The sequence below is a fragment of the Streptomyces sp. NPDC088766 genome (assembly GCF_044750845.1).
Lineage (GTDB): Bacteria > Actinomycetota > Actinomycetes > Streptomycetales > Streptomycetaceae > Streptomyces.
Genome location: NZ_JBIVKQ010000006.1, coordinates 41,842 through 60,071, shown reverse-complemented (window position 1 = coordinate 60,071; position 18,230 = coordinate 41,842). Strand labels below are relative to the sequence as shown.

20 protein-coding genes and 1 pseudogene are annotated in these 18,230 nt (G+C 68.6%); 12 read left to right on the top strand and 9 right to left on the bottom strand.

From position 1 onward, the window contains the following. Positions 1 to 217: 217 nt before the first annotated feature. Entirely contained in the window at positions 218 to 583 is a 366-nt protein-coding gene (locus ACIP5W_RS10765) for a transposase family protein (RefSeq protein ID WP_401470451.1), read from the bottom strand. Here ACIP5W_RS10765 and ACIP5W_RS10760 point away from each other — a divergent pair. After that, a complete protein-coding gene (locus tag ACIP5W_RS10760) occupies positions 557 to 895 on the top strand; it encodes a hypothetical protein (protein ID WP_401470469.1) in 339 nt (112 codons plus the stop codon). The two genes, ACIP5W_RS10765 and ACIP5W_RS10760, sit on opposite strands and share 27 nt — an antisense overlap. A gap of 138 nt (positions 896 to 1,033) precedes the next feature. Here the strand turns inward: ACIP5W_RS10760 and ACIP5W_RS10755 are convergent, their stop codons facing one another. Further along, on the bottom strand, positions 1,034 to 1,588 hold the full coding sequence (locus ACIP5W_RS10755) for an ATP-binding protein (protein WP_401469904.1): 555 nt from the start codon (positions 1,586 to 1,588) through the stop codon (positions 1,034 to 1,036). 204 nt (positions 1,589 to 1,792) lie between these two features. On the opposite strand from ACIP5W_RS10755, the gene ACIP5W_RS10750 reads away from it, so the two are divergent. Together ACIP5W_RS10750 and ACIP5W_RS10745 are read left to right on the top strand one after the other, a co-directional pair. After that, a complete protein-coding gene (locus tag ACIP5W_RS10750) occupies positions 1,793 to 2,029 on the top strand; it encodes a DUF397 domain-containing protein (RefSeq protein ID WP_401469901.1) in 237 nt (78 codons plus the stop codon). A gap of 88 nt (positions 2,030 to 2,117) precedes the next feature. Then, positions 2,118 to 3,032, top strand: coding sequence for a helix-turn-helix domain-containing protein (locus ACIP5W_RS10745; protein ID WP_401469898.1), 915 nt, complete (start codon positions 2,118 to 2,120; stop codon positions 3,030 to 3,032). A gap of 35 nt (positions 3,033 to 3,067) precedes the next feature. Here the strand turns inward: ACIP5W_RS10745 and ACIP5W_RS10740 are convergent, their stop codons facing one another. The 4 genes from ACIP5W_RS10740 to ACIP5W_RS10725 all read right to left on the bottom strand — a co-directional run bounded on the left by ACIP5W_RS10740 (position 3,068) and on the right by ACIP5W_RS10725 (position 5,918). Further along, complete coding sequence (locus tag ACIP5W_RS10740) at positions 3,068 to 3,871, bottom strand: SAM-dependent methyltransferase (protein WP_401469895.1); 804 nt, start codon at positions 3,869 to 3,871, stop codon at positions 3,068 to 3,070. Between the two features lie 103 nt (positions 3,872 to 3,974). Further along, positions 3,975 to 4,427 (bottom strand): hypothetical protein, encoded by a 453-nt coding sequence (locus ACIP5W_RS10735; RefSeq protein ID WP_401469892.1) that lies wholly within the window; start codon positions 4,425 to 4,427, stop codon positions 3,975 to 3,977. 29 nt (positions 4,428 to 4,456) lie between these two features. After that, positions 4,457 to 5,539 carry a helix-turn-helix domain-containing protein gene (locus tag ACIP5W_RS10730; RefSeq protein ID WP_401469890.1) on the bottom strand — a complete coding sequence of 361 codons (1,083 nt, stop codon included), beginning with the start codon at positions 5,537 to 5,539 and terminating at the stop codon, positions 4,457 to 4,459. Positions 5,540 to 5,660: 121 nt separating this feature from the next. After that, positions 5,661 to 5,918 carry a hypothetical protein gene (locus tag ACIP5W_RS10725; protein ID WP_401469887.1) on the bottom strand — a complete coding sequence of 86 codons (258 nt, stop codon included), beginning with the start codon at positions 5,916 to 5,918 and terminating at the stop codon, positions 5,661 to 5,663. An 847-nt stretch (positions 5,919 to 6,765) separates the two neighbouring features. On the opposite strand from ACIP5W_RS10725, the gene ACIP5W_RS10720 reads away from it, so the two are divergent. The 4 genes and pseudogenes from ACIP5W_RS10720 (at position 6,766) to ACIP5W_RS10705 (ending at position 11,245) form a co-directional block, all read left to right on the top strand. Then, complete coding sequence (locus ACIP5W_RS10720) at positions 6,766 to 7,362, top strand: helix-turn-helix domain-containing protein (protein WP_401469884.1); 597 nt, start codon at positions 6,766 to 6,768, stop codon at positions 7,360 to 7,362. 26 nt (positions 7,363 to 7,388) lie between these two features. Then, positions 7,389 to 9,488, top strand: a complete 2,100-nt coding sequence (locus tag ACIP5W_RS10715; RefSeq protein WP_401469881.1) for a hypothetical protein — start codon at positions 7,389 to 7,391, stop codon at positions 9,486 to 9,488. Then, complete coding sequence (locus tag ACIP5W_RS10710; RefSeq protein ID WP_401469878.1) at positions 9,488 to 10,210, top strand: helix-turn-helix domain containing protein; 723 nt, start codon at positions 9,488 to 9,490, stop codon at positions 10,208 to 10,210. The genes ACIP5W_RS10715 and ACIP5W_RS10710 overlap by 1 nt, the downstream gene beginning before the upstream one ends. A gap of 224 nt (positions 10,211 to 10,434) precedes the next feature. Continuing rightward, a pseudogene (locus tag ACIP5W_RS10705) lies at positions 10,435 to 11,245 on the top strand (IS5 family transposase). A gap of 10 nt (positions 11,246 to 11,255) precedes the next feature. Here ACIP5W_RS10705 and ACIP5W_RS10700 read toward each other — a convergent pair. The 3 genes from ACIP5W_RS10700 to ACIP5W_RS10690 form a co-directional block, all read right to left on the bottom strand. Continuing rightward, positions 11,256 to 11,777: a hypothetical protein gene (locus ACIP5W_RS10700; protein WP_401470448.1), complete on the bottom strand. Its 522-nt coding sequence runs from the start codon at positions 11,775 to 11,777 to the stop codon at positions 11,256 to 11,258. A gap of 44 nt (positions 11,778 to 11,821) precedes the next feature. Next, complete coding sequence (locus tag ACIP5W_RS10695; protein WP_401469875.1) at positions 11,822 to 12,523, bottom strand: hypothetical protein; 702 nt, start codon at positions 12,521 to 12,523, stop codon at positions 11,822 to 11,824. A 122-nt stretch (positions 12,524 to 12,645) separates the two neighbouring features. Continuing rightward, complete coding sequence (locus ACIP5W_RS10690; RefSeq protein ID WP_401469872.1) at positions 12,646 to 13,677, bottom strand: hypothetical protein; 1,032 nt, start codon at positions 13,675 to 13,677, stop codon at positions 12,646 to 12,648. A gap of 208 nt (positions 13,678 to 13,885) precedes the next feature. Between ACIP5W_RS10690 and ACIP5W_RS10685 the strand changes: the two genes are divergently transcribed. From ACIP5W_RS10685 to ACIP5W_RS10665, 5 genes are all read left to right on the top strand, one after another. Further along, a complete protein-coding gene (locus tag ACIP5W_RS10685) occupies positions 13,886 to 14,149 on the top strand; it encodes a helix-turn-helix transcriptional regulator (protein ID WP_401469869.1) in 264 nt (87 codons plus the stop codon). A gap of 170 nt (positions 14,150 to 14,319) precedes the next feature. Then, positions 14,320 to 15,171: a DUF6083 domain-containing protein gene (locus ACIP5W_RS10680; protein WP_401469866.1), complete on the top strand. Its 852-nt coding sequence runs from the start codon at positions 14,320 to 14,322 to the stop codon at positions 15,169 to 15,171. Positions 15,172 to 15,173: 2 nt separating this feature from the next. Next, complete coding sequence (locus tag ACIP5W_RS10675) at positions 15,174 to 15,647, top strand: hypothetical protein (protein WP_401469863.1); 474 nt, start codon at positions 15,174 to 15,176, stop codon at positions 15,645 to 15,647. Beyond that, entirely contained in the window at positions 15,647 to 17,080 is a 1,434-nt protein-coding gene (locus tag ACIP5W_RS10670) for a UvrD-helicase domain-containing protein (RefSeq protein WP_401470445.1), read from the top strand. The genes ACIP5W_RS10675 and ACIP5W_RS10670 overlap by 1 nt, the downstream gene beginning before the upstream one ends. A 283-nt stretch (positions 17,081 to 17,363) precedes the next feature. Further along, positions 17,364 to 18,137: a transposase gene (locus tag ACIP5W_RS10665; RefSeq protein WP_401469860.1), complete on the top strand. Its 774-nt coding sequence runs from the start codon at positions 17,364 to 17,366 to the stop codon at positions 18,135 to 18,137. Positions 18,138 to 18,230 lie beyond the last annotated feature (93 nt).

Sequence of the window (18,230 nt, the reverse complement as noted above, 5' to 3'; positions counted from 1 at the left end):
ATCGCGAGCTACACGCGTTGCATCCCGAGCCAGTCATGGGAACAAATGACCGAAAGAATCATGTCCTGCATGAACTCGCTTTAGGTTTGAGACACGTTCGGCACGCCAAGCCAGGGCGTATCAGACCCATGCGACGCTGCAGCACCTGTCCTGCCGGCGTCAAGCAGCCACCAGGGCCTTGGCCTTTCGAATACGGCATCATCCACCCGCTCACCACTCACGGGGCTCGCACGGCTGCCGCTGTGCACACGAGAAGCCTTGACCTCTGATCCTGAACACGGGTTATGCGGCTTCGGACGACGTAGTTGATGTTGTTCGGAGTGCTCGCTCGTGGGTGATCGGGCTGCGATGTCCGAGGTGGAAGTGGCGTCGGACGGTGTTGTAGCGGTGCAGCCAGTGCAAGAGTTCTAACGACCTCGGCCAAGGTCCGCAACCGCACTCCGGGACTGACGGTGCAGCCGCGCTCGGCCAGCAGGGGCCGCACCTCACCGACGGCGCGGGTGATGGTGGAGCGGTCCACCCCGAACCAGCAGGCCAGCACGTCGTGGGTGACCCCGTGTCGGAGGTGCACGAGGGCGGCCATGAGCCGGTCGACGAAGACCAGCCGGTGCTTCGCGCCGGCACCGATCGCCTGCTTCCGCGGCCTGGACGCAAGCCTGGCCTGGTGCCGTTCATGCCACAACGGGCCGAGCTCAGCCACGAGTTCAGCGATCACGTCGGCCGACGGGCCCGTGATCCTCCGGTCGCTGATGATCGCTGCACGAGACGCGTTCCCCACCACACGACCATGATCAACGATCAGGAGCTCAACGCCTCACCGCTTACCGTGCACGAGCTCGTTAGCCGTGATCGGGCCCTGACCTGCAAGTCCGCGGCCTTCTGCAACACGATATAGGGAGACAACGAGGCTTTTGCCCAGATGAGTTGAGGCTGCGAACACTTCCCTCAACGGCACGGATCCTCGTGCGCTACGGAGACGTATCGCGCCACCCGATCAGCGGTCACTCTGAAGAGCTCACTGCGGTAGCCGCTGTTATGCAGCTCGCAGTTCCATGCGCGCCCAGACGGATTTCCCCCGATCTTGGGCCTCTGTGGTCCAACCCCAGGTATTGCTGAGGGCGTTCACGATGGGAAGCCCGCGGTGACCTTCGGCCATCAGCGGGGGAGCGGTGAGCCTGGGGCTGAGCTGGCTGGGGTCGCGTACGACGCACAGAAGGGTGCGAGGACGCAGAGTAAAAGCCAGCCAGACCCCGGCCTGCGGATCGTCCGCCGCGGCTCCGTCGGGGCGGGCGTGACGCACGGCGTTGGCGACGAGTTCGGAAGCGATCTGGACGGCATCGTCGCGGATGCTGTGCAGATTCCAGCGGCGAACCGTCTGGCGAGTGAACTGACGCGCGATATAGCAGCAGTGCTCAGAGGCGACAGGAATGCGGCGGGCGGTAAAGGGAGTGCTGCCCAGGCCGGAGCGGACGGCGAGGTTCGGTGTGGATGCGGGCGGCTCGCCGAGGAACAGCGCCTGGTGTCTTCGTTCGTCGGGCGCGGTAGACGTGGAATGTGGCTGGGATGTGCCCTCGACCCGTGGCGTCATCGTCCGTCCCCCGGAACCTGGTGCCGCGCTCTTCATGCACGACGTGCTGTCGTGCCCGTCACTATTCCGGCCCGCTCCTCGTTCCTGCAAGCGCGACCGTGCAATTGCAGGACGCGATTATTCGTACTAGTGGTCGACCTGGCTGCCGACGGAGGCAAGGGGAGCCTCGGTGCCGGCCGACTCGGAGAGATGCGGTGGTGAGCTGTGCAGCGGGCGGAAAACGGTGTCAGTGCAGGCGCGATCGAAGGAGCGTGCTGGCGCAAGAGCCGCCGCAGCGGGGGGAACGGCAACTGCGTCGAGGTCGCGTGCCTTTCCGGCGGGCACGTGGCGATGCGCAACTCCCGGTTCCCCGACGGTCCCGTCCTCGTGTACACGCGTGAGGAGATCGCGGCCTTCCTCGGGGGAGTCAAGGACGGCGACTTCGACTTCACCTTGTCGTGACTGAAAGTGAGGATGCGGCCACGGCCTGACACGGTGGGGGTATGGGTGTGACACTCCTGCCTCTCAGCAGCTCAATTGGAGTGCCCGTATGGCAGCCGACCGTCAGGCGCCGTCAATCCTTGGATTCCCGCACCGGCCGGAGTGGGGCCCGTTGGCGCACCGCAAGGCGCTCGCGGGATACCTGCGACGCTGCCGCGACCACGCAGGAGTGGCACCGCGGCAGGCTGCCCGGTGCATCCACACCTCCGAGGCGACGATCAGCCGCATGGAGACCGGCCGGGCGGCCTTCAAGCTCGCTGATGTCGAGCAGCTCCTGGACGTCTACCAGATGAGGGATCCCCATGAACGGGACAGGGTCGCCCGTCTGGTCCAGGAAGCCGCCAAACCAGAGGTGTGGCAGCCCTACGCCAACGCGGCGCCGCCGCTCCTGCGTCCGCTGCTGGCCATGGAACCGGCCGCCCGCCGGATCATCTCCTACGAGCCTCAGTTGGTGCCGGGCTGGCTGCAGACCGAGGAGTACGCCGAGACCGTGATTCGGGCGGTCCACCCGACCAAGCCGGCCAGAGAGATCGCCGAACGCGTGGCCCTGCGGATGCAGCGCATCGAGATGCTGCGCCGCGCGGAGTCGCCGCCGGTCCTGCTGGCCGTGGTGGACTCGGAAGTCTTTCGCCGCCCGGTCGGCACACCGGGGGTGATGTACCGGCAGATCAAGCATCTGCTCGCGCTGCTGGAGGAGATGCCCTACCGGCTGCACCTTCAGATCGCCCCGCTGACCGTGGGCGCCGCCGGCGCCATCGGGCACCCGGTCGTGCACCTGCGGTTCTTCACCCCCGAGTACCTGCCCGACATGGTCTACCTCGAGCAGTACGAAGGAGCCATCTACCGGGACAAGCCCTCCGACTCTGAGCGCTACCAGGCCATCCTGAACAACCTGTGCGGCGTGGCCAACCCGGCCAGCCAGACACCGGCACTCCTCGAACAGGCACTGCGCACCTGGCGGTGACCGCACCAGCTGCGCCGCCGACCGGCAGTGCGCGGTCAGCGCCTGACGAAACCGACCCCGCCGTACTCCTCCCACTCCCAGCTGAGCTGAGCGGGTACGTCGTCGGGACGGGGCCGCCACAAGGAGACCTCCACCAAGCCCGGTTGGACCAAATCCAGGGGCGCGCAGAAGCCGGCGACGTCCTTCCTCTCCCGCACCCGTCCCCAGTGGCCCTGCGTCTGCTCGTCCATGAAACGGCTGACGAAGTCACGGACCGGAGCGGAATCGCTGACCAGCTGGCAGACCACCATCATGCTCCCGGCCGGCAGCCGGCCCGCTACCCGGGCGACCAGCTCCGCCGGCCGGTCACGATCCGGGATGCAGTGCAGGACCGACACGAACAGCGCCGCCACCGGCTCACTGGGATCAATGAGCCGGCCCACCGCTTCACTGGAGAAGATGGTGTCGGTATCACGCATGTCCGCCTGGAGCACAGCGGTGTTGTCATTGCTCGCCAGCAAGACGCCGCCGATGGCACGGACGATGGGGTCGCTGTCGATGTAGACCACCCTGCTGGAGGGGTCCACCCGCTGGGCTATCTCGTGGACGTTGTCCTGCGTGGGCAGCCCGGAACCGTGGTCGATGAACTGGCGGATACCGTAGTCGGCGGCGAGGACATGGACCACGCGGCGCAAAAACTCCCGGTTGTTCAGGGCAAGTTCTCGCATGCTGGGCACCCGGGTGAGCAGCTGCTCGCAGGCCGCGCGGTCCGCGGGGTAGTTGTCCTGGCCCCCCAGGAGACTGTCGTACATGCGGGCCACACTGGGAACCGTGACATCTACCCCGTACGGCAAGCTCACGCGCGTCTTCCCTCCCGCCCCCGCACGCCCCGCCGGCGTGCACTGCGATGCGATGGAGTGTAGGGACAAGGCGTGCCGCCATGAGGTGCAACGGCCGGAAAACTCACTCCTCAGAGGAGAGGGACGGCAGCCGGGGAAGATCCGATGGCCGTATCCCGAGGACCTCGGCGATGCGGTCACGGCTCAGGTGCATCTGCTCGTGCAGAAAACACGCGTCGCTGTGCAGCATCTGCATGTCCTGCCCTCTCGCGACTATGGCTGGGCCGCATCCGGTCGCACGGTCGACGTGGTCGTGCAGGATCCGCCAGGCGACGGCCGCGGGACCAGCACTGCCCAAGACCGCGGTCCAGGACACCGCCAGCTCGGTGAATGCCGCAGTGACCACCCTCTCGGCCGCCTGGCGCCGCCCGATCCGCAACGAGGCGTACTGCAGATAGGGGGCATAGTGACGTTCACGGAAAGCGGTGTAGGCCGTCAGCGCGGTGCGCTGAGCGCGATGCTCCTGCGGGCCAACAGGAGCGTGCCGCCGCGCGACGGCGGCCGACGTCTGTTCCATGCGGGCGACAGGGCGGGGGCCGTTCACGGTCACTCTTCCGGCACGGCGATGTGCGCCGTGCCTTCCGGGAGACGGGGGTCGTCACACATCAAGAAGGTGTAATGCACGGCCTCCCACAACGGCTTGAAATCGTAGGGCCGTCCCCCGAGCGTCGACACGAGAGCGGCCAGCACTTCCCACTCCGGAACGTCGATGCCGGCCAGGACACGCCGAGCCTCCAGCGCGGTCACCGCTTTGGAACTGAGCTGCTCGATCCGTTCCGCAGAAGGCGACTTGGCCGCCTTGTGCAGGCCCCGCACCGCGGCGTGCAACTGAGCGATGGCGACCCCGACCGGCTGACGCCCGTGCGCCGTCATTCCGTGCGCCGCCTCGAACAGCACACGTAGCTCAGCTGCTTCAGCGTTGAACAACCGCGCCAGGGAGCAGGTGAGATCCCAGGTAGGCAGCCGGTCACCCGACAGGACACGGGAGATGAACGACGGCGAAAGCATGGTCTCGTCAGCAACTTCTCGGATCGTCAGGCCGCTTGACGCCTGCAGCTGCGTCAGCGCCGACGCCAGATGATCGGCCGGGGACACCACGTGAGGGCTCGGATCGCCGGCTGTACCCTCCGACGTATCGGCGAGCCGAGCAGGTGGAAAGCCGCGCCATCGGGCAGGCGCAGCCCGTTTGTCGTTCGCATGAAGTTCCATCATCCGGGCGACCCGCTCAGGCCCCCACCGCGCCCGCGCCGTCTCCGAAGCGACATGTGCGGCCCTAGCTATCGCATCCCATTTCTCACCCCGGTGGCGGGCATCCTGCACCGCAGCCGCGGTATAGATATCCAGCTCCCGGCGGATCACTTCCGCTCTCTCCAAAAGCGTCCCCAGTTCCTCCTGGCGGATCTCGCTGTCCAGCAACTGCTGCGCGAGTCGGCGCACCTCGGTCGCCACCTCAGCACCCAGAGGCCCCTGAACGGCGGCGATCGGCTTTTTGCGTGCCTTCCGCTCACGCTGGGCTCGCCGACGGCAGCTGACGTTGCAATAAAGGCGGCGCCGTCCGGTTCCAGTGTTTTGCACCATCGGGCCCCTGCACACCGGACACTGCTCCAGCTGGGATGGATCAACCGTCACGCTCGTATTCCTTCCTTGTATCCCACGCCGGGCGGACCGCTGCCCCCCGATGTTCCTGAACACGAGGCTCCGGGTGGCCGGCGGCAACTACTGCAGGCCGCCGGCCACCCGAAGAGACGGTTCAGTCCAGGCGGGCCCAGAGGTACTCGATCCGCGAAGTGCGCGCTGCTCCTGCCGCAACGGCGGCGAACGCCACGCATGCGGCAGCAGACCACTGGCTGACGGACGGCAGGACGAAGGACAACGTCAGCACCACGACAGGGCTCAGGCTGACCGTGACAGCGAAGGCACGCAGGCGTGCGTAATACCGGCCGGAATTGCTACCGTCCAGAGGCGTCCCGGACATCACGGTGCCCTGGACGACATTGGGGTCAGTCATCTTTTCCTCACAGGATTGAAGGCTGTTCAAAATGCGCAGGGACCCTGGTCTGTTGGTGCCATCCTTGGGCCGGGGTCCCTACCCTGCGTGAGACTAGCGCGCTTGCGGATCGCACGGCCAATAGAGTGAGACGTTAACCGAAAACCTGGCCGCATCCACGTGCGAAACAACCCTCGAGGTCAAAGGCAAGCTTCGGCCTTGCCACGTTAACGTCAATTAGCGAACGTGCGTGATCAGATTTGAAAACTTCTGCTTTTGAAGTTTCCTGATGCATCGTAAGTCGGCGCGTGAAAAATCAGATGGCGCGTGCGCCGGAGCGCCTGTGGGCGCATTCGTCATTTGACTGCCTCGCGACTCGCCTACCCGGTCCGGCGGGCCGGACGGGCTGCCGTGCAGTGCCGCACCGCTTGCGCCGGGAAGGGGCCTCGAGTTGACCGCGAGCCGCAGGGCGAGGCTTGGCACGCCCGGATCAAGAGCGCCTGTGCGTCGCCGGCTTCAACCGGCCATACCCGCGCGGATGCGGCCGCTTGCTGGCTGCATCCGCCTCGCCCGCTCTGGAGCGAGGGCACCTCGAGGCCCGTACGGCCTGGCGGCCGGGGTCGTGCCGCTGCTGACCTTGCCCGCGCCCCGTCGCCGTCGCATGCGGCGTCGCCGGTTCGTGGAGGGCAGGCCAGGGTGCCCAGCGCTCATCCCGGTCCCGTCGGCACTGTCGGTTCCCCAGTCGCACTCTCCTTGAATCCGCGCGCTGCGACAGGGAGGCATGCGCACTTTGACGCTGCCTCACCCGAAGACTTACAGTGAGTCCCCAATCAGATAACAGAGTTCGATAGAAGGGGGAGGGGTAGGCGTGCTCGTGACGACCGGACAGGCAGCCGAAGAACTCGGCTGCGCCATCACGACCTTCCGACGCCTCGTCCATGCCGAGCTGCTCCCCGGCCTCTCCCGACGCGGAGTGCGCGTCATGATCCCCTTCAGTGCTGTACAGGCCCTCAGCACACGCCGCCCTGCACCCCTGCACCAGCTCGACGCCCAAGAGATCGCCGTGCTGCGCGTGGACACGGCCCAGCTTGCGGATGAACCTGACCGCGACTGGATCGGCTTCGCCGCCACCCTCACCCCCGACACCCTCCTCAAGGCATTGCGCGGCTGGTGGCGGTGCGACCCGGCCAGCATGGCAACCGGGGGAGTGCTGCCCGTGACCCTGTCCGGCTACGTGGTGGCCGTCCTCACCGGCCTGGAGCGCTGGGAGAAAAACACCGAAGGCCGTCACGCCTTCCCCGACGCCCGCCTCGCCGGCTATGTCACCGACCTGGTCGCCCCGCACACATCGATCACGTCCAGCCTCGACGCCGACCGCCGGCTCGCCGAGCTACTGCTGGGCACCAGGCTCGCCTCCCACTCAGGCGGAGCCATCGCCTACGTGAACACCCGCACTGCTGGCTGACACCGGCCCGGACAAGGAAACCCCCGATGGACGCACAGAGCTACAACACAGCGCTCGCCGAGCTGCGCACCGTGCGGGATGCGATCAAGAAGGCCCGGGCAGAACTGGCGAAACTGGAAGCCGACCGCAACAAGAAGATCGTCCAGCTGTCCTCCTACGAGAAGGCGAAGGCAGAGCGGATCGCCCCTGCGGCCGGACTGGGCGTAGCCGACGTCGTCGCCCTCGTCCCGGCCCTGGCGCCCGACAACCTCCCCGGGAGCGACGCCCCGCCCCCGCCGGCCGCCGAACCGCCCGCGGCCCGGGCCGCTGCCGAACCCGCACCGCCCTCGCCGCAGCCGGCAGCCGCCGCCCCCGCGATCACCACCACCGCCCCGCGCTCGGCTCTCACACCGCTTCCGACCCAAACTGCCGCCGCCGAGCCGCCCACGGCAACTGAGGCTCCTCGAGAACTGCCCGCCATCCCCACGGACACGAGTGGCGATGCCTGGTTCTCCCACACCACCGGCCTGGCCTCCACCCGGCCCAACTTCACCCAGCAGGCCCGCTCCACCGTCTTCCTCGACGCCGCCACCGGCGTCCTGGTCCACCGCAACCAGACCCACCGCCTCGACCTCGGCGCCGCCACCGCAGCCGACATCCTCACCGCCGTCTTCCACGCCCTCCCCGAAGGCGTGGAACGGATCTACATCACCGCCGGCGACCCCTGGCACCGCGACGCCGACCGCTACCCCTACCTCCGCGACGCCGTCGCCGCCTGGCTCAACGCCCCCATCCCGGACTGGCGTACCGACACCGGCCGCGGCCGTGACCGCATGGCCGGGCACTTCGTCCACGCCCGCAACCCCGTCGGCCGCTACCAGCGCGCAAGCAGCGACCAACACGTCGAGATCCGCTCGGCGGGGGAGTGGTTCGACACCGACGGCGACGACCCCGCCGTCATCCGCGACGCCTTCGTCCTGCTCTGGCAGGCCCTACGCCGCCACTGGAACGACGCCGTCCTCATGGGCTCCCCCTCCCAGACCGGCCGCGACCTGTGGACCCGCACCATCCCCACCCGCGGACAGCACGCCGACGGCTACCCCGTCCTGTCCGAGGAACTGCGCGGCCTCCTCCACGCCACCGCAGGCCAGGGCCGCAACGAACTCATCACCCCACCCCGCATCCCCGACCAGCTGCCCCAACTCGTCGAATACGACCGCACCTTCGCCTACGCCAAACACACCTGGAAATCCCCGGTCGGCCCCCCCCGCCGCATCACCGCCGCGACCTTCGCCGCCTGGTCGGAGAAGGAACAGATGCGCGCCCTGTACGGGTGCGGGCACTGGCACGTTCGCGTGACCGTCCCACAGGGCTGGGAACACGTCGGACTGCTCCCCGCCCCCGCCCCCGGCGACCGCACCTGGCACTACCCCGCCCAGCCCGGCGCCACCTTCACCACCTGGGCCGGCGGCCCCGAACTCCATACCGCCCTGACCAACCCCCTGGCGCCGTGGAAGATCGAGATCCTCGACGGCATCCTGTGGGAGGACGGCAAACCCCTCGAGGACTGGGCCAAGAAACTCAAAGAGACCTGGGCCAACCTCTCCGCCCAAGCCCATTTCCACGGCGACGCCCAACAGGCCAGGGCCGCCCACCTCGCCTCCCGCGCCGTGCGCTCCATCCTCCTCTACGGCATCGGCTCCTTCGCCCAGCGCCCCCGCATGGTCACCGGCACCACCCCCCGCACCATGGAACGCGACGTGCCCCCCGACGCCGAAATCATCGCCTTCGACGAAGCACTGATCACCTGGCAGAAGCCCACCGGCTTCACCCGCGACCCCAACGCCCACCCCGAATGGGCCGCCGCGATCTGGTCCGGCGCCCGCGCCGCCCTCCTCAGCCAGCGCCACCGCGACGACGACACCTACGCCGGCGCCCTGCACACCCCACCCGGCAGCGTCGTCGCCTTCCGCACCGACGCCCTCTACCTCACCCAGCCCCAGACCTGGCCCTACCACAGCCAGCCCGGCGACTACCTCCTGCGCGGCCACCTCCCCGGCCCCCTCACCGCACCGACCAACGAGGAGGAACTCCTCACCCTGCGCGACGCCGGACGCGCCCACCTCACCGCCCACGGGGAAAACTGATGCCGCCCACACGACGCCACCACCCCACAGCACAACCCGGTCAGTTGAACGAGGCCGCACACCTGGCCGACCGGCTCCAACAAGCCGGCTACACCAAACGCGACATCGCCCGCATCATCAACCGCGACCCTTCCCTCGTCTCACAGTTCTACACAAAGAACAAAGGCGCAGCCTTCGTCCCCGCCCTGCGCCAGGTCCTCACCGCCATCGAGACCGGCGGCATCACCGACCTGCCCGAACTCGCCGCCATCGCCGCCCGCCACACCACCCGCCGCACCACCGCCTCCGGCACCCGCGCCCGCGTCCGCACCAAAGCCGTCCTCATCACCCCCACCGGCTCCGGCACCGGCCGCGTCGGCGCCCAGGCCATCGCCTCCGGCTCCGCCCGCCTGCGCCCCCTCATCGCCGAGGCCGCCCGCCGCAACCTGCGCCTCGCCTTCACCGTCCGGCTGGCGAAAACCGCCTACCTCCACCCCTCCGGCAGCCGCACCGACTCACCCGGTATCCGCCGCGACGTCATCCAGCGCGCCGACCACACCGAAGAACGCTCCTACGGCTCCGCACAGACCGGCGGGTTGGACGCCGCCGACTTCGCCCGCCGCGTCAACGCCGCCGGTGGCGACGTCACCGCGGCCGTACACCAGTGGCTGACGGAGACCGGGCGCATCCACCCCGGTGCCCACATCCTCCACCTCGAAATCCGCACCTGGCGCCCACGCTGACCAACCCGGCACAGCACACCAAGGCCCGCCCGGGCACATTCGCGTGCAGACGTACCGGCCAGGGACAACGCTCCCGCTCCCGTCCGGCCGAGCCACTTACCGGGGCAGCGACGTAGGCCATGTATCGAAAGCCGATCTTGGGCTGTGGATGATCACGGTTCATGAGTCGGGGAGATCTCGCGGACGAGTAGTGGGCAGCACTGGAGCCGTGGTTGCCGAAGGGGATGAAGGCGGGACGACCGCCCGTCTGGCCTCGGCGACAGCTGATCGATGGCATACGGTTTCGAGTCCGGACCGGTGTTCCATGGCGGGACATTCCCATCGAGTACAGACCCTGGAGCCGGGTCTACGGCCTGTTCTGCCAATGGCAGCGGAACGGCGCCTGGCACCGCATCCTGACCCCCTCCAGTCCCCGGGCAATGTGAACGGCGCAATCGTTCGGGACCTGAGTGTCGACTCCACGGTCTGCCGCGCCCACCAGCATGCGGCCGGGGCCCGTAAGAAGGAGAGTCCGCAGAAGGAACTGCCGAGCGGCGTATTCACCGAGCCGCGTGATCACGAGCTGGTCCGCTCGCGCGGCGGGTTCACCACCAAGCTGCACCTGGCCGCCGAGCAAGGGACAGAAGCCCATGTCGATCGTGGTAACGACAGGACAGCACGGGGACTCGCCGCAATGCGAACCCGTGCCAGCAAAGGTTCGCATGCTCCGCATCGGGCCGGACCGGCCACACGTCCCCCCGACCGTTGCGGGCCGACAAGGCGTACGCCTCCCGAAGGAACCGTGCCTACCTGCGCCGCTGTGGGATCTGCTGCACCGTCCCGGACAAGGCCGACCAGGCACGCAACCGCCGAAAGCTCGGCTCTCACGGCGACCGACCTCCGCGCTTCGACCCGGTCGACTACCGCGAGCGCCATGCGATCGCATGCCGGATCAACCGACTCAACAGGCACCGCGCTGTCGCCACGCGCTACGACAACCTCGCCGTCCGCTTTGAGGCGACCGCCCTGATCGCTGCCATCAACGAGTGGCTGTAACCCCCGGCCGTCACGCGGTGGGATCCACGTTCCATGCCGCGGGCAGATCGCTGCCGCAGAAGACGCAGACGAAGTCGTCCTCGCGCACGATGTTGTGCTCCTGGCAGTCGGTGCACCGCCGGAACACCACCTCGTGGGTGAAGCCGGAAGGCCGCCGGAGCTCCACAGCGTCCAGAGCGCGGGCAACCTCCGCCCAGGAGCTGACGTCCGGACAGTATCCGGTGGACTGGTTGCTGACCTCGTTCACGGTCCACCGGTCTGCCTCACGCACGAAACTGATCTCGCCGGCACCCAGAACCGTGTCTCCGCCGGCACAGGCCACGTGCTCGCTTCGCCGCGGCGCCAGCCGAAGCACACCGTCCGTACCGACCACGAAGGTGAACGGTTCGGCCAGCTCCGCCGCCGATTGCTCCGCGATCCAGCCACCGAAGTCAGCTGCCGAGCCGATCCGACGCCCGCCGTCACCAGGCCGGACCGCAGCCTTCAGCTCGACCGGTCCGACATATCGATAACTCCGCCCCCGCCCAGTCACATCAGCCAACCTGGACCACTTCCGACACACGCTCTGGCGGCGTCTCAGGCGACGGATGCGGGTTGCTGATCCTTCGTCTGTGCCGGCTCGGCCGCCTGCGCCACGTCGGCCACGTCGGCAGCGGTGTAGAAGACGGACGTGCCCTGCCTGGCGCGCTGTGCCTGGTTCTTGGCGACCAGACCTTCAAGCGTGCTGCGCACCACGGTCGTCTTGAAGGTACGCCCCGCATGGGCCTGGCCGAGAGCTGCGGTGATCTCAGCCGCCGAGCGCGGTTCGCTCTGTCCGGCGAGATGACCGCGGACCAGGTCGACCACGCTGGGCTGCGCCGACTTCGAGGATTCGGCCTTGTCCGCGCTGGCAGGAGCCGCCTTCTGCGCCGCGGCAGAAACCTTGGACGCCGGCTTCTTCGACCGTGTCCGCTTGCCAGCCCCGGACTTGGCCGCGGCCTTCTTGCGGGGAGCCGGCACCGCCGGGCTGTCGGACGGCTGCGCCGCCTCAGAGGGCGCCGGTGCCACGGCGCCGATGGCCTGCTGGATGCTGACCAGCACCGCATGGTCACGCTGGAGGGCGGCCAACTGCTCGTTCAGCGCGGCGATTTCCCCACCGACACGGTCCTGCTCCTTGGTGTTGCGTTCGAGATCGGCGGTGACTTGAGCGGTGTACTGAGAGGTCAGTTCGGTGGCGGAAGCATTCTCAGGCATGAGGTGCACGGCCTTTCCCTGCTCGAAGCTGGCGGCGAAGGGCATCTCACGTATGCGTGCCCTCCCCGGCGGGGCAGGACGACAGTGGTGCGCACTGCGTACAGCCCTGCCGTAGAGATAGTACGGACAGCCGGAGTGGAATGTTCCCGAAGAACTTGGAGTCGGCTTTACCCGGAAAGGGGCCGGTGTCGGGTTTCGTGACCAGGGGAACGAGGGTGCGTGCGCCGAACAGGCAGGCGCCAGGACACCTCGTCGGTCTCCCGGTTGTGACTCCACGCGGCCAGCGTGCGGACGGCCACCAGCCGGTCCATCAGGTCGACTATCTGGTGCGGTGAGTGCCCGCACAGGCGGGCAAGGACGTCCATGTCGGTGCCGTGCCCGGCAGATCCGCAGGAGTGCACCGCCAGCACGAGCGCGGTCAGCCGCAGTGCCGGCGGAGCTGCGGCCGGCGGCACAAGCGGTGTGCCGTGAAGCGCCCAGTGAGCGGCGCGACGGCGCGCACCGCGGCTGGGCGCCTGCCCCAGTACCCCATCGTCGAGCAGTACCACCGTCACCGGCGCCGACCGCAGCACCGGCATCTCCAGCCACCGGTCCTGCACTAGTTCCTGCCACACCTCCCGGCTCCTGAGCAGGCGCATGCTGCGCAGCAGCCCCGCCGGAAGCCGGACGCGGCCGCGGGAGTCGCTGCGCAGCGCGCACTGCAGGGCCAGGAGCCGGGCGGCGGGGGAGGTGAACCGGGGGAGTGCTGAGGCCAGGTAGGTGAGCATGTGCCGCACACGGATCTGCTCGTCCGGTTCAGCGGCCGTCTCTTTACCTTGGGGAGTCGGCGAGGTGGCCGTCTGGCCATGCCGGCGGGGGCTGAGCCAGGTGGCCGGCACGATGGCGGTGTGGCTGGTGGCGGCGGCGCAGGCGGCACACGTGTCGGCCAGGCGCCAGGCCCGGCCCCTGCCGTCACGGGTGAGAGCGAGCAGGACCGGCCCGCCGCAGCCGCGGTGCCGCGGATGCCAGCTGCAGCCCCGCTCCCGGCACTGGCATGTCCGCAGATGCTCGGGCAGCACGTCGGTGCGTGCGTGGCAGGCCAGATGCTCAAGAACGGCGGACCGGGCGGATGCAGCTTCGAGCGGAGCCGTGCTCGCCGCGCAGTGGGTGCAGACCAGACGCGGTCCGCCCGCCAGCGGATGCAGTTCCACAGTCCACATACGCCGCATCGCGCTCTGTACGCCGGCCAGCCTCATCGGCCTGGTGTCCTCCCATCGAACGTACCGCCATGGCGGATGCCCCGGCGGCAGGTGCCAGGACGCCTGCACCGTAGTGCAGACCCGTGCACCGCGAACGTCACTCTCCCCACCACAAATAGTGCAGAAGTCTGCACTGACAGGGCAGGCTCCTGCACCGTCGGATGGTGGAGTGACGATCTTGCCGCCCGACCCCGACCTCACCGCGCTGCATGTCGAACTCGCGCGCCTGCGGGGCGAACGCGGCTGGACCTTCGACCAACTCGCCGAACGCAGCGGCCTGGCCCGCCGCACCCTCATTGACCTGGAACACGGCCGCACCACCGGCAGCCTCACCACCTGGCACGCCCTCGCCCACACCTTCAACGTGCCCATCGAGCAACTCCTCGGCACACTCTGCGACAACCACACCCCACCTGGCCCGAACGCTTCCTGACCCCCGCTCGCAGCCCACGGTCCGACCCTTAGCGAATCACCCGAACCGACGAGCAGGCATCGAACCCTCACGCGCCCACTCGGGCATGAGTTCGCCGCTATTGGGCCATCCGCAGGACATGTCGGGCGCCGTCTCCGCCACCGCGGCGTGTCGCCTGGCACGGTCCCCGCATGCGCCCCGACCCCGCCCACCACAAAGACAGCAACTACCGCACCGCCCGCCCCCGCCGGCCGCTACGCGTAGCAGCCATCAGCCCCAGCCGCCTGCTGCGCGCAGGCCAGAACGGCTACTGCCGCCGGTGCGGAAACCGAATCGACATCTACCAGCGCGCCGACCAGCAGCCCATCGCCCTGCACCCGGCCGAACTGGCCGCCCGCCACATCCCCGCCCCCTGCCGCTGGCACCTGAGCGGAGGAACCGCGCACCCCCACGGTGACGGCAGCGCATGGTGCCGCATCCCTCACCAAGCCATCTGCCCCCACCCCGCCTCACCTCCACAGGCCGGACCGTACCTGGAAGACCTGCGCCGCCAACTCGCCCTGCGCACCCGCCGCCTCATCGACACCGGCGCATTCACACCGGCACCACCCACCCCACCCCGACCTGCCGCACCCACCCCTCACCACATCCGTCCGGCCGTGCAACTCCTGCTCAACCGCTACCTCGCCGAGAGCCCCATCCAGGACATCCGATGCGTGGCCCAGACCCGCCAACGCCACCGCTGCCCCCACACCGTCCTCGACCCCCGCTTCCCCGCCGGCCAGTGGACACTGCTGCCCACCGGCCCCCAACGCGGCCAGCTCACCCTGCCCGCACAGCTCATGGCCGTCTACGACCTCGGCCACCTCCCCTACGCCGAACAGCTGCGCTGGCGCACCCAGCGCTGCCCAGCCCACGCCGCCACCCCGGGCGCCGCCGACCTCGCCCTGACCGGATGGCAGGTCTTCGACCCCCTCCTGCACGCAGCACACATCCACACCCGCCTCCCGCACCCACCGACCCGCCGCCACGACAAGGCGTGAGAATGCCGCACCACGCCCTCGAGATCCTCCTGACACGACCCCTCACCCAGGCCGAACTCCACCACGCCGCCCGCACCGTGCCCCTGGCCGCCAACCACGACGCCACCCGCCTCATGGCCCTCTGGCCCGCCAAGACCCCCCACCGCGCCGCACACCGACTGCGCCGACGCCTGAACGGACGCCTGCCCATCGACGTGATCACCACCCACTACGCGGACCCGGACGGAAACATCCTCATCAACATCGCCTTCCCACCCGCCACTCACACCCTCATCCAGCAGGCCGCACAGCACGCCGGACACTCTCCCGAACGCTTTCTGACCCAGTCGGTCCACCACGCCCTGGCCCGGCACGCCACCGACGAGAGCGCCCGCCTCAACCGAGCAGTACAGGAACTGCTCACCAGCACCACCCTCGCACACCTCCTGGCTGCCGTCGGGCACGCCCTCACCCGCGACACCGGAGCAGCACCATGATGAACCCCACCGACGAACAGACCGCCGCCGCCGACGCCTTCCACACAGGCGACCACCTGGCCCTGCAAGCCGGCGCCGGCACCGGCAAAACCACCACCCTCACCCTCCTCGCCCGCACCACCACCCGCCGCGGCCGCTACCTCGCCTACAACCGCGCCATCGCCCAGGACGCAACCGCCCGCTTCCCCAAGAACGTGCTGTGCAAGACCGCCCACGCCCTCGCCTACGCCGCCGTCGGCCACCGCTACACCCGCCGCCTCAACGCACCCCGCCGCCCGGCCTGGCAGACCGGACAAACCCTCGGCATCACCCAAGCCATCCGCATCGCAGACCGCGAAGTCACACAAAGAGCCCTCTCCAACGCCACCCTGCGCACCGTCACCCGCTTCTGCCACACCGCCGACGAAGCCATCACCCCCCACCACGTACCTCATCTGCGCGGCCTGGAAGACACCGACCTCCATGCTGAACTCGCCGCCCACATCGTCCCGTTCGCCCGCAAAGCCTGGGCCGACCTGCAACACCCCGAAGACGGCACAGTCCGCTTTGACCACGACCACTACCTGAAGATCTGGGCCCTCACCCGGCCGAAAATCCACGCCGACTTCCTGCTCCTGGACGAAGCCCAGGACACCAACCCCGTCGTCGAACAGATCTTCCTCGCCCAGCGCGACCACGCCCAGCTCGTCATGGTCGGCGACTCCGCCCAGGCCATCTACCACTGGCGCGGCGCCAAAGACATCATGACCGCCTTCGACGGCACCCAGCTCGCCCTGTCACAGTCCTTCCGCTTCGGCCCCCGCCTCGCCGCCGAAGCCAACCGCTGGCTCGCCCTCGCCGAAGCACCGATCCGCCTCACCGGCACCTCCGCCGTGCCCACCGAAATCGGCTCCGTCACCCTGCCGGACGCAGTTCTGTGCCGAACCAATGTCGGCGCCATGGCCAAGGTCATGACCCTCATGGCAGCCGGACTCCGCGTCGCCCTGGCCGGCGGAGGAGACAGCCTGCACAGCCTCGCCCTCGCCGCCCGCGACCTCAAAGAAGGCCGCCGTACCCACCATCCGGAACTGACCCTCTTCCCCCACTGGGGCGCCCTGCAGGACTACGCCTCCCATGACCCCGCCGGACGCGACCTGCAGCCCCTGGTCAACCTTGTCGATACCCATGGCACCCAAACCATCCTTACCGCAGTCGCACGGCTCACCCCCGAACCGCACGCCCAGGTAATCGTCTCCACCGCCCACAAAGCCAAAGGCCGCGAATGGCCCCGCGTACTCATCGCAGACGACTTCGCCCGCCCGAAGGACCGCAACATCAGAGGCCAGACGACAGCTACCTCATCGCCCGACCCCATCGATGGCGCCGAAGCCCGCCTGGCCTACGTAGCCGTCACCCGCACCCGCTACCGTCTCGACCTGGGAGGCCTCTCCTAGATCCACCACCACCCCGACGGCACTCCACTCTGACGGAAAACAAGCACACTTGAGACCGCATTTGAGATCTGGTCTCTACTCGACGTCGTAGCTGATGCCGAAGACACGTGTGATGCAGACATCGAGTAGGGAGGCGAACGCCTGAGCGGAAACCACCATTGGAGCAGGGATTACACCAGCGTCGTCAGCATCAATTATGTAGTCGATGTCGGCCCACCCGCCGCGGTAGAGGACAACTAGAGGCTGTCCCGTAACTGCTGGTCAGAGGTGAGATGATCTTGCCGTGGCTGGTGTGATCACGGCGTCGGAGCCCTCGTGGACAGGCCCGTTCACCGGGCTGAGCCCGCGGCAGTTCAACAAGCTGATCACCGCGCTACGGCGCGAGGGGGCCGATCCGGTCCGCAAGGGCCGGCCGTGCTCGCTGCCGCTCGAGGACCGGGTGCTGCTGGTGGCCGCGTACTGGCGCACCAACCTCACCCTGCGCCAACTCGCCCCGCTGTTCGGCGTCTCGAAGTCGGCGGCCGACCGGATCGTCGACCACCTCGGCCCGGCTCTCGCCCTCCAGCCCCGGCGGCGGTTCCGCAAGGACACCGTGCTCATCGTGGACGGCACGCTGGTCCCCACCCGCGACCGAACCGTGGCCGCCTCCAGCAAGAACTACCGCTACTCCACCAACCACCAGGTCGTCATCGACGCCGACACCCGCCTCGTCGTCGCCGTCGGCAAACCGCTGCCCGGCAACCGCAACGACTGCCGGGCCTGGCAGGACTCCGGCGCGAAGGCCACCGTCGGCACCACTCCCACGGTGATCGCCGACGGCGGCTACCGCGGCACCGGCCTGACCATCCCGCACTACCGCCGGCACGAGGACGAGAACCTGCCGGCCTGGAAGGAGGAGCACAACGCCTCCCACCGCAAGGTCCGCGCCCGCGTCGAGCACACCTTCGCCCGCATGAAGAGCTGGAAGATCCTCCGCGACTGCCGCCTCAGAAGCGACGGCGTCTACCATGCCATGCTCGGCATCGCCCGCCTGCACGACCTCACCCTCACCGGATGACAGGCAAACAAGCAGGTCAACCAGCATGTCTCAGAGCATTTACGGGACACCGTCTAGCACGCACACAAGGCAGCACCGGCGAACCATCTGACC

Coding starts and splice junctions, on each gene's coding strand:
- ACIP5W_RS10765 (WP_401470451.1), bottom strand. CDS start 583: ATGGCCGCCCTCGTGCACCTCCGACACGGGGTCACCCACGACGTGCTG.
- ACIP5W_RS10755 (WP_401469904.1), bottom strand. CDS start 1,588: ATGACGCCACGGGTCGAGGGCACATCCCAGCCACATTCCACGTCTACC.
- ACIP5W_RS10745 (WP_401469898.1), top strand. CDS start 2,118: ATGGCAGCCGACCGTCAGGCGCCGTCAATCCTTGGATTCCCGCACCGG.
- ACIP5W_RS10735 (WP_401469892.1), bottom strand. CDS start 4,427: ATGGAACAGACGTCGGCCGCCGTCGCGCGGCGGCACGCTCCTGTTGGC.
- ACIP5W_RS10725 (WP_401469887.1), bottom strand. CDS start 5,918: ATGACTGACCCCAATGTCGTCCAGGGCACCGTGATGTCCGGGACGCCT.
- ACIP5W_RS10715 (WP_401469881.1), top strand. CDS start 7,389: ATGGACGCACAGAGCTACAACACAGCGCTCGCCGAGCTGCGCACCGTG.
- ACIP5W_RS10710 (WP_401469878.1), top strand. CDS start 9,488: ATGCCGCCCACACGACGCCACCACCCCACAGCACAACCCGGTCAGTTG.
- ACIP5W_RS10695 (WP_401469875.1), bottom strand. CDS start 12,523: ATGCCCTTCGCCGCCAGCTTCGAGCAGGGAAAGGCCGTGCACCTCATG.
- ACIP5W_RS10690 (WP_401469872.1), bottom strand. CDS start 13,677: ATGTGGACTGTGGAACTGCATCCGCTGGCGGGCGGACCGCGTCTGGTC.
- ACIP5W_RS10680 (WP_401469866.1), top strand. CDS start 14,320: ATGCGCCCCGACCCCGCCCACCACAAAGACAGCAACTACCGCACCGCC.
- ACIP5W_RS10675 (WP_401469863.1), top strand. CDS start 15,174: ATGCCGCACCACGCCCTCGAGATCCTCCTGACACGACCCCTCACCCAG.
- ACIP5W_RS10670 (WP_401470445.1), top strand. CDS start 15,647: ATGAACCCCACCGACGAACAGACCGCCGCCGCCGACGCCTTCCACACA.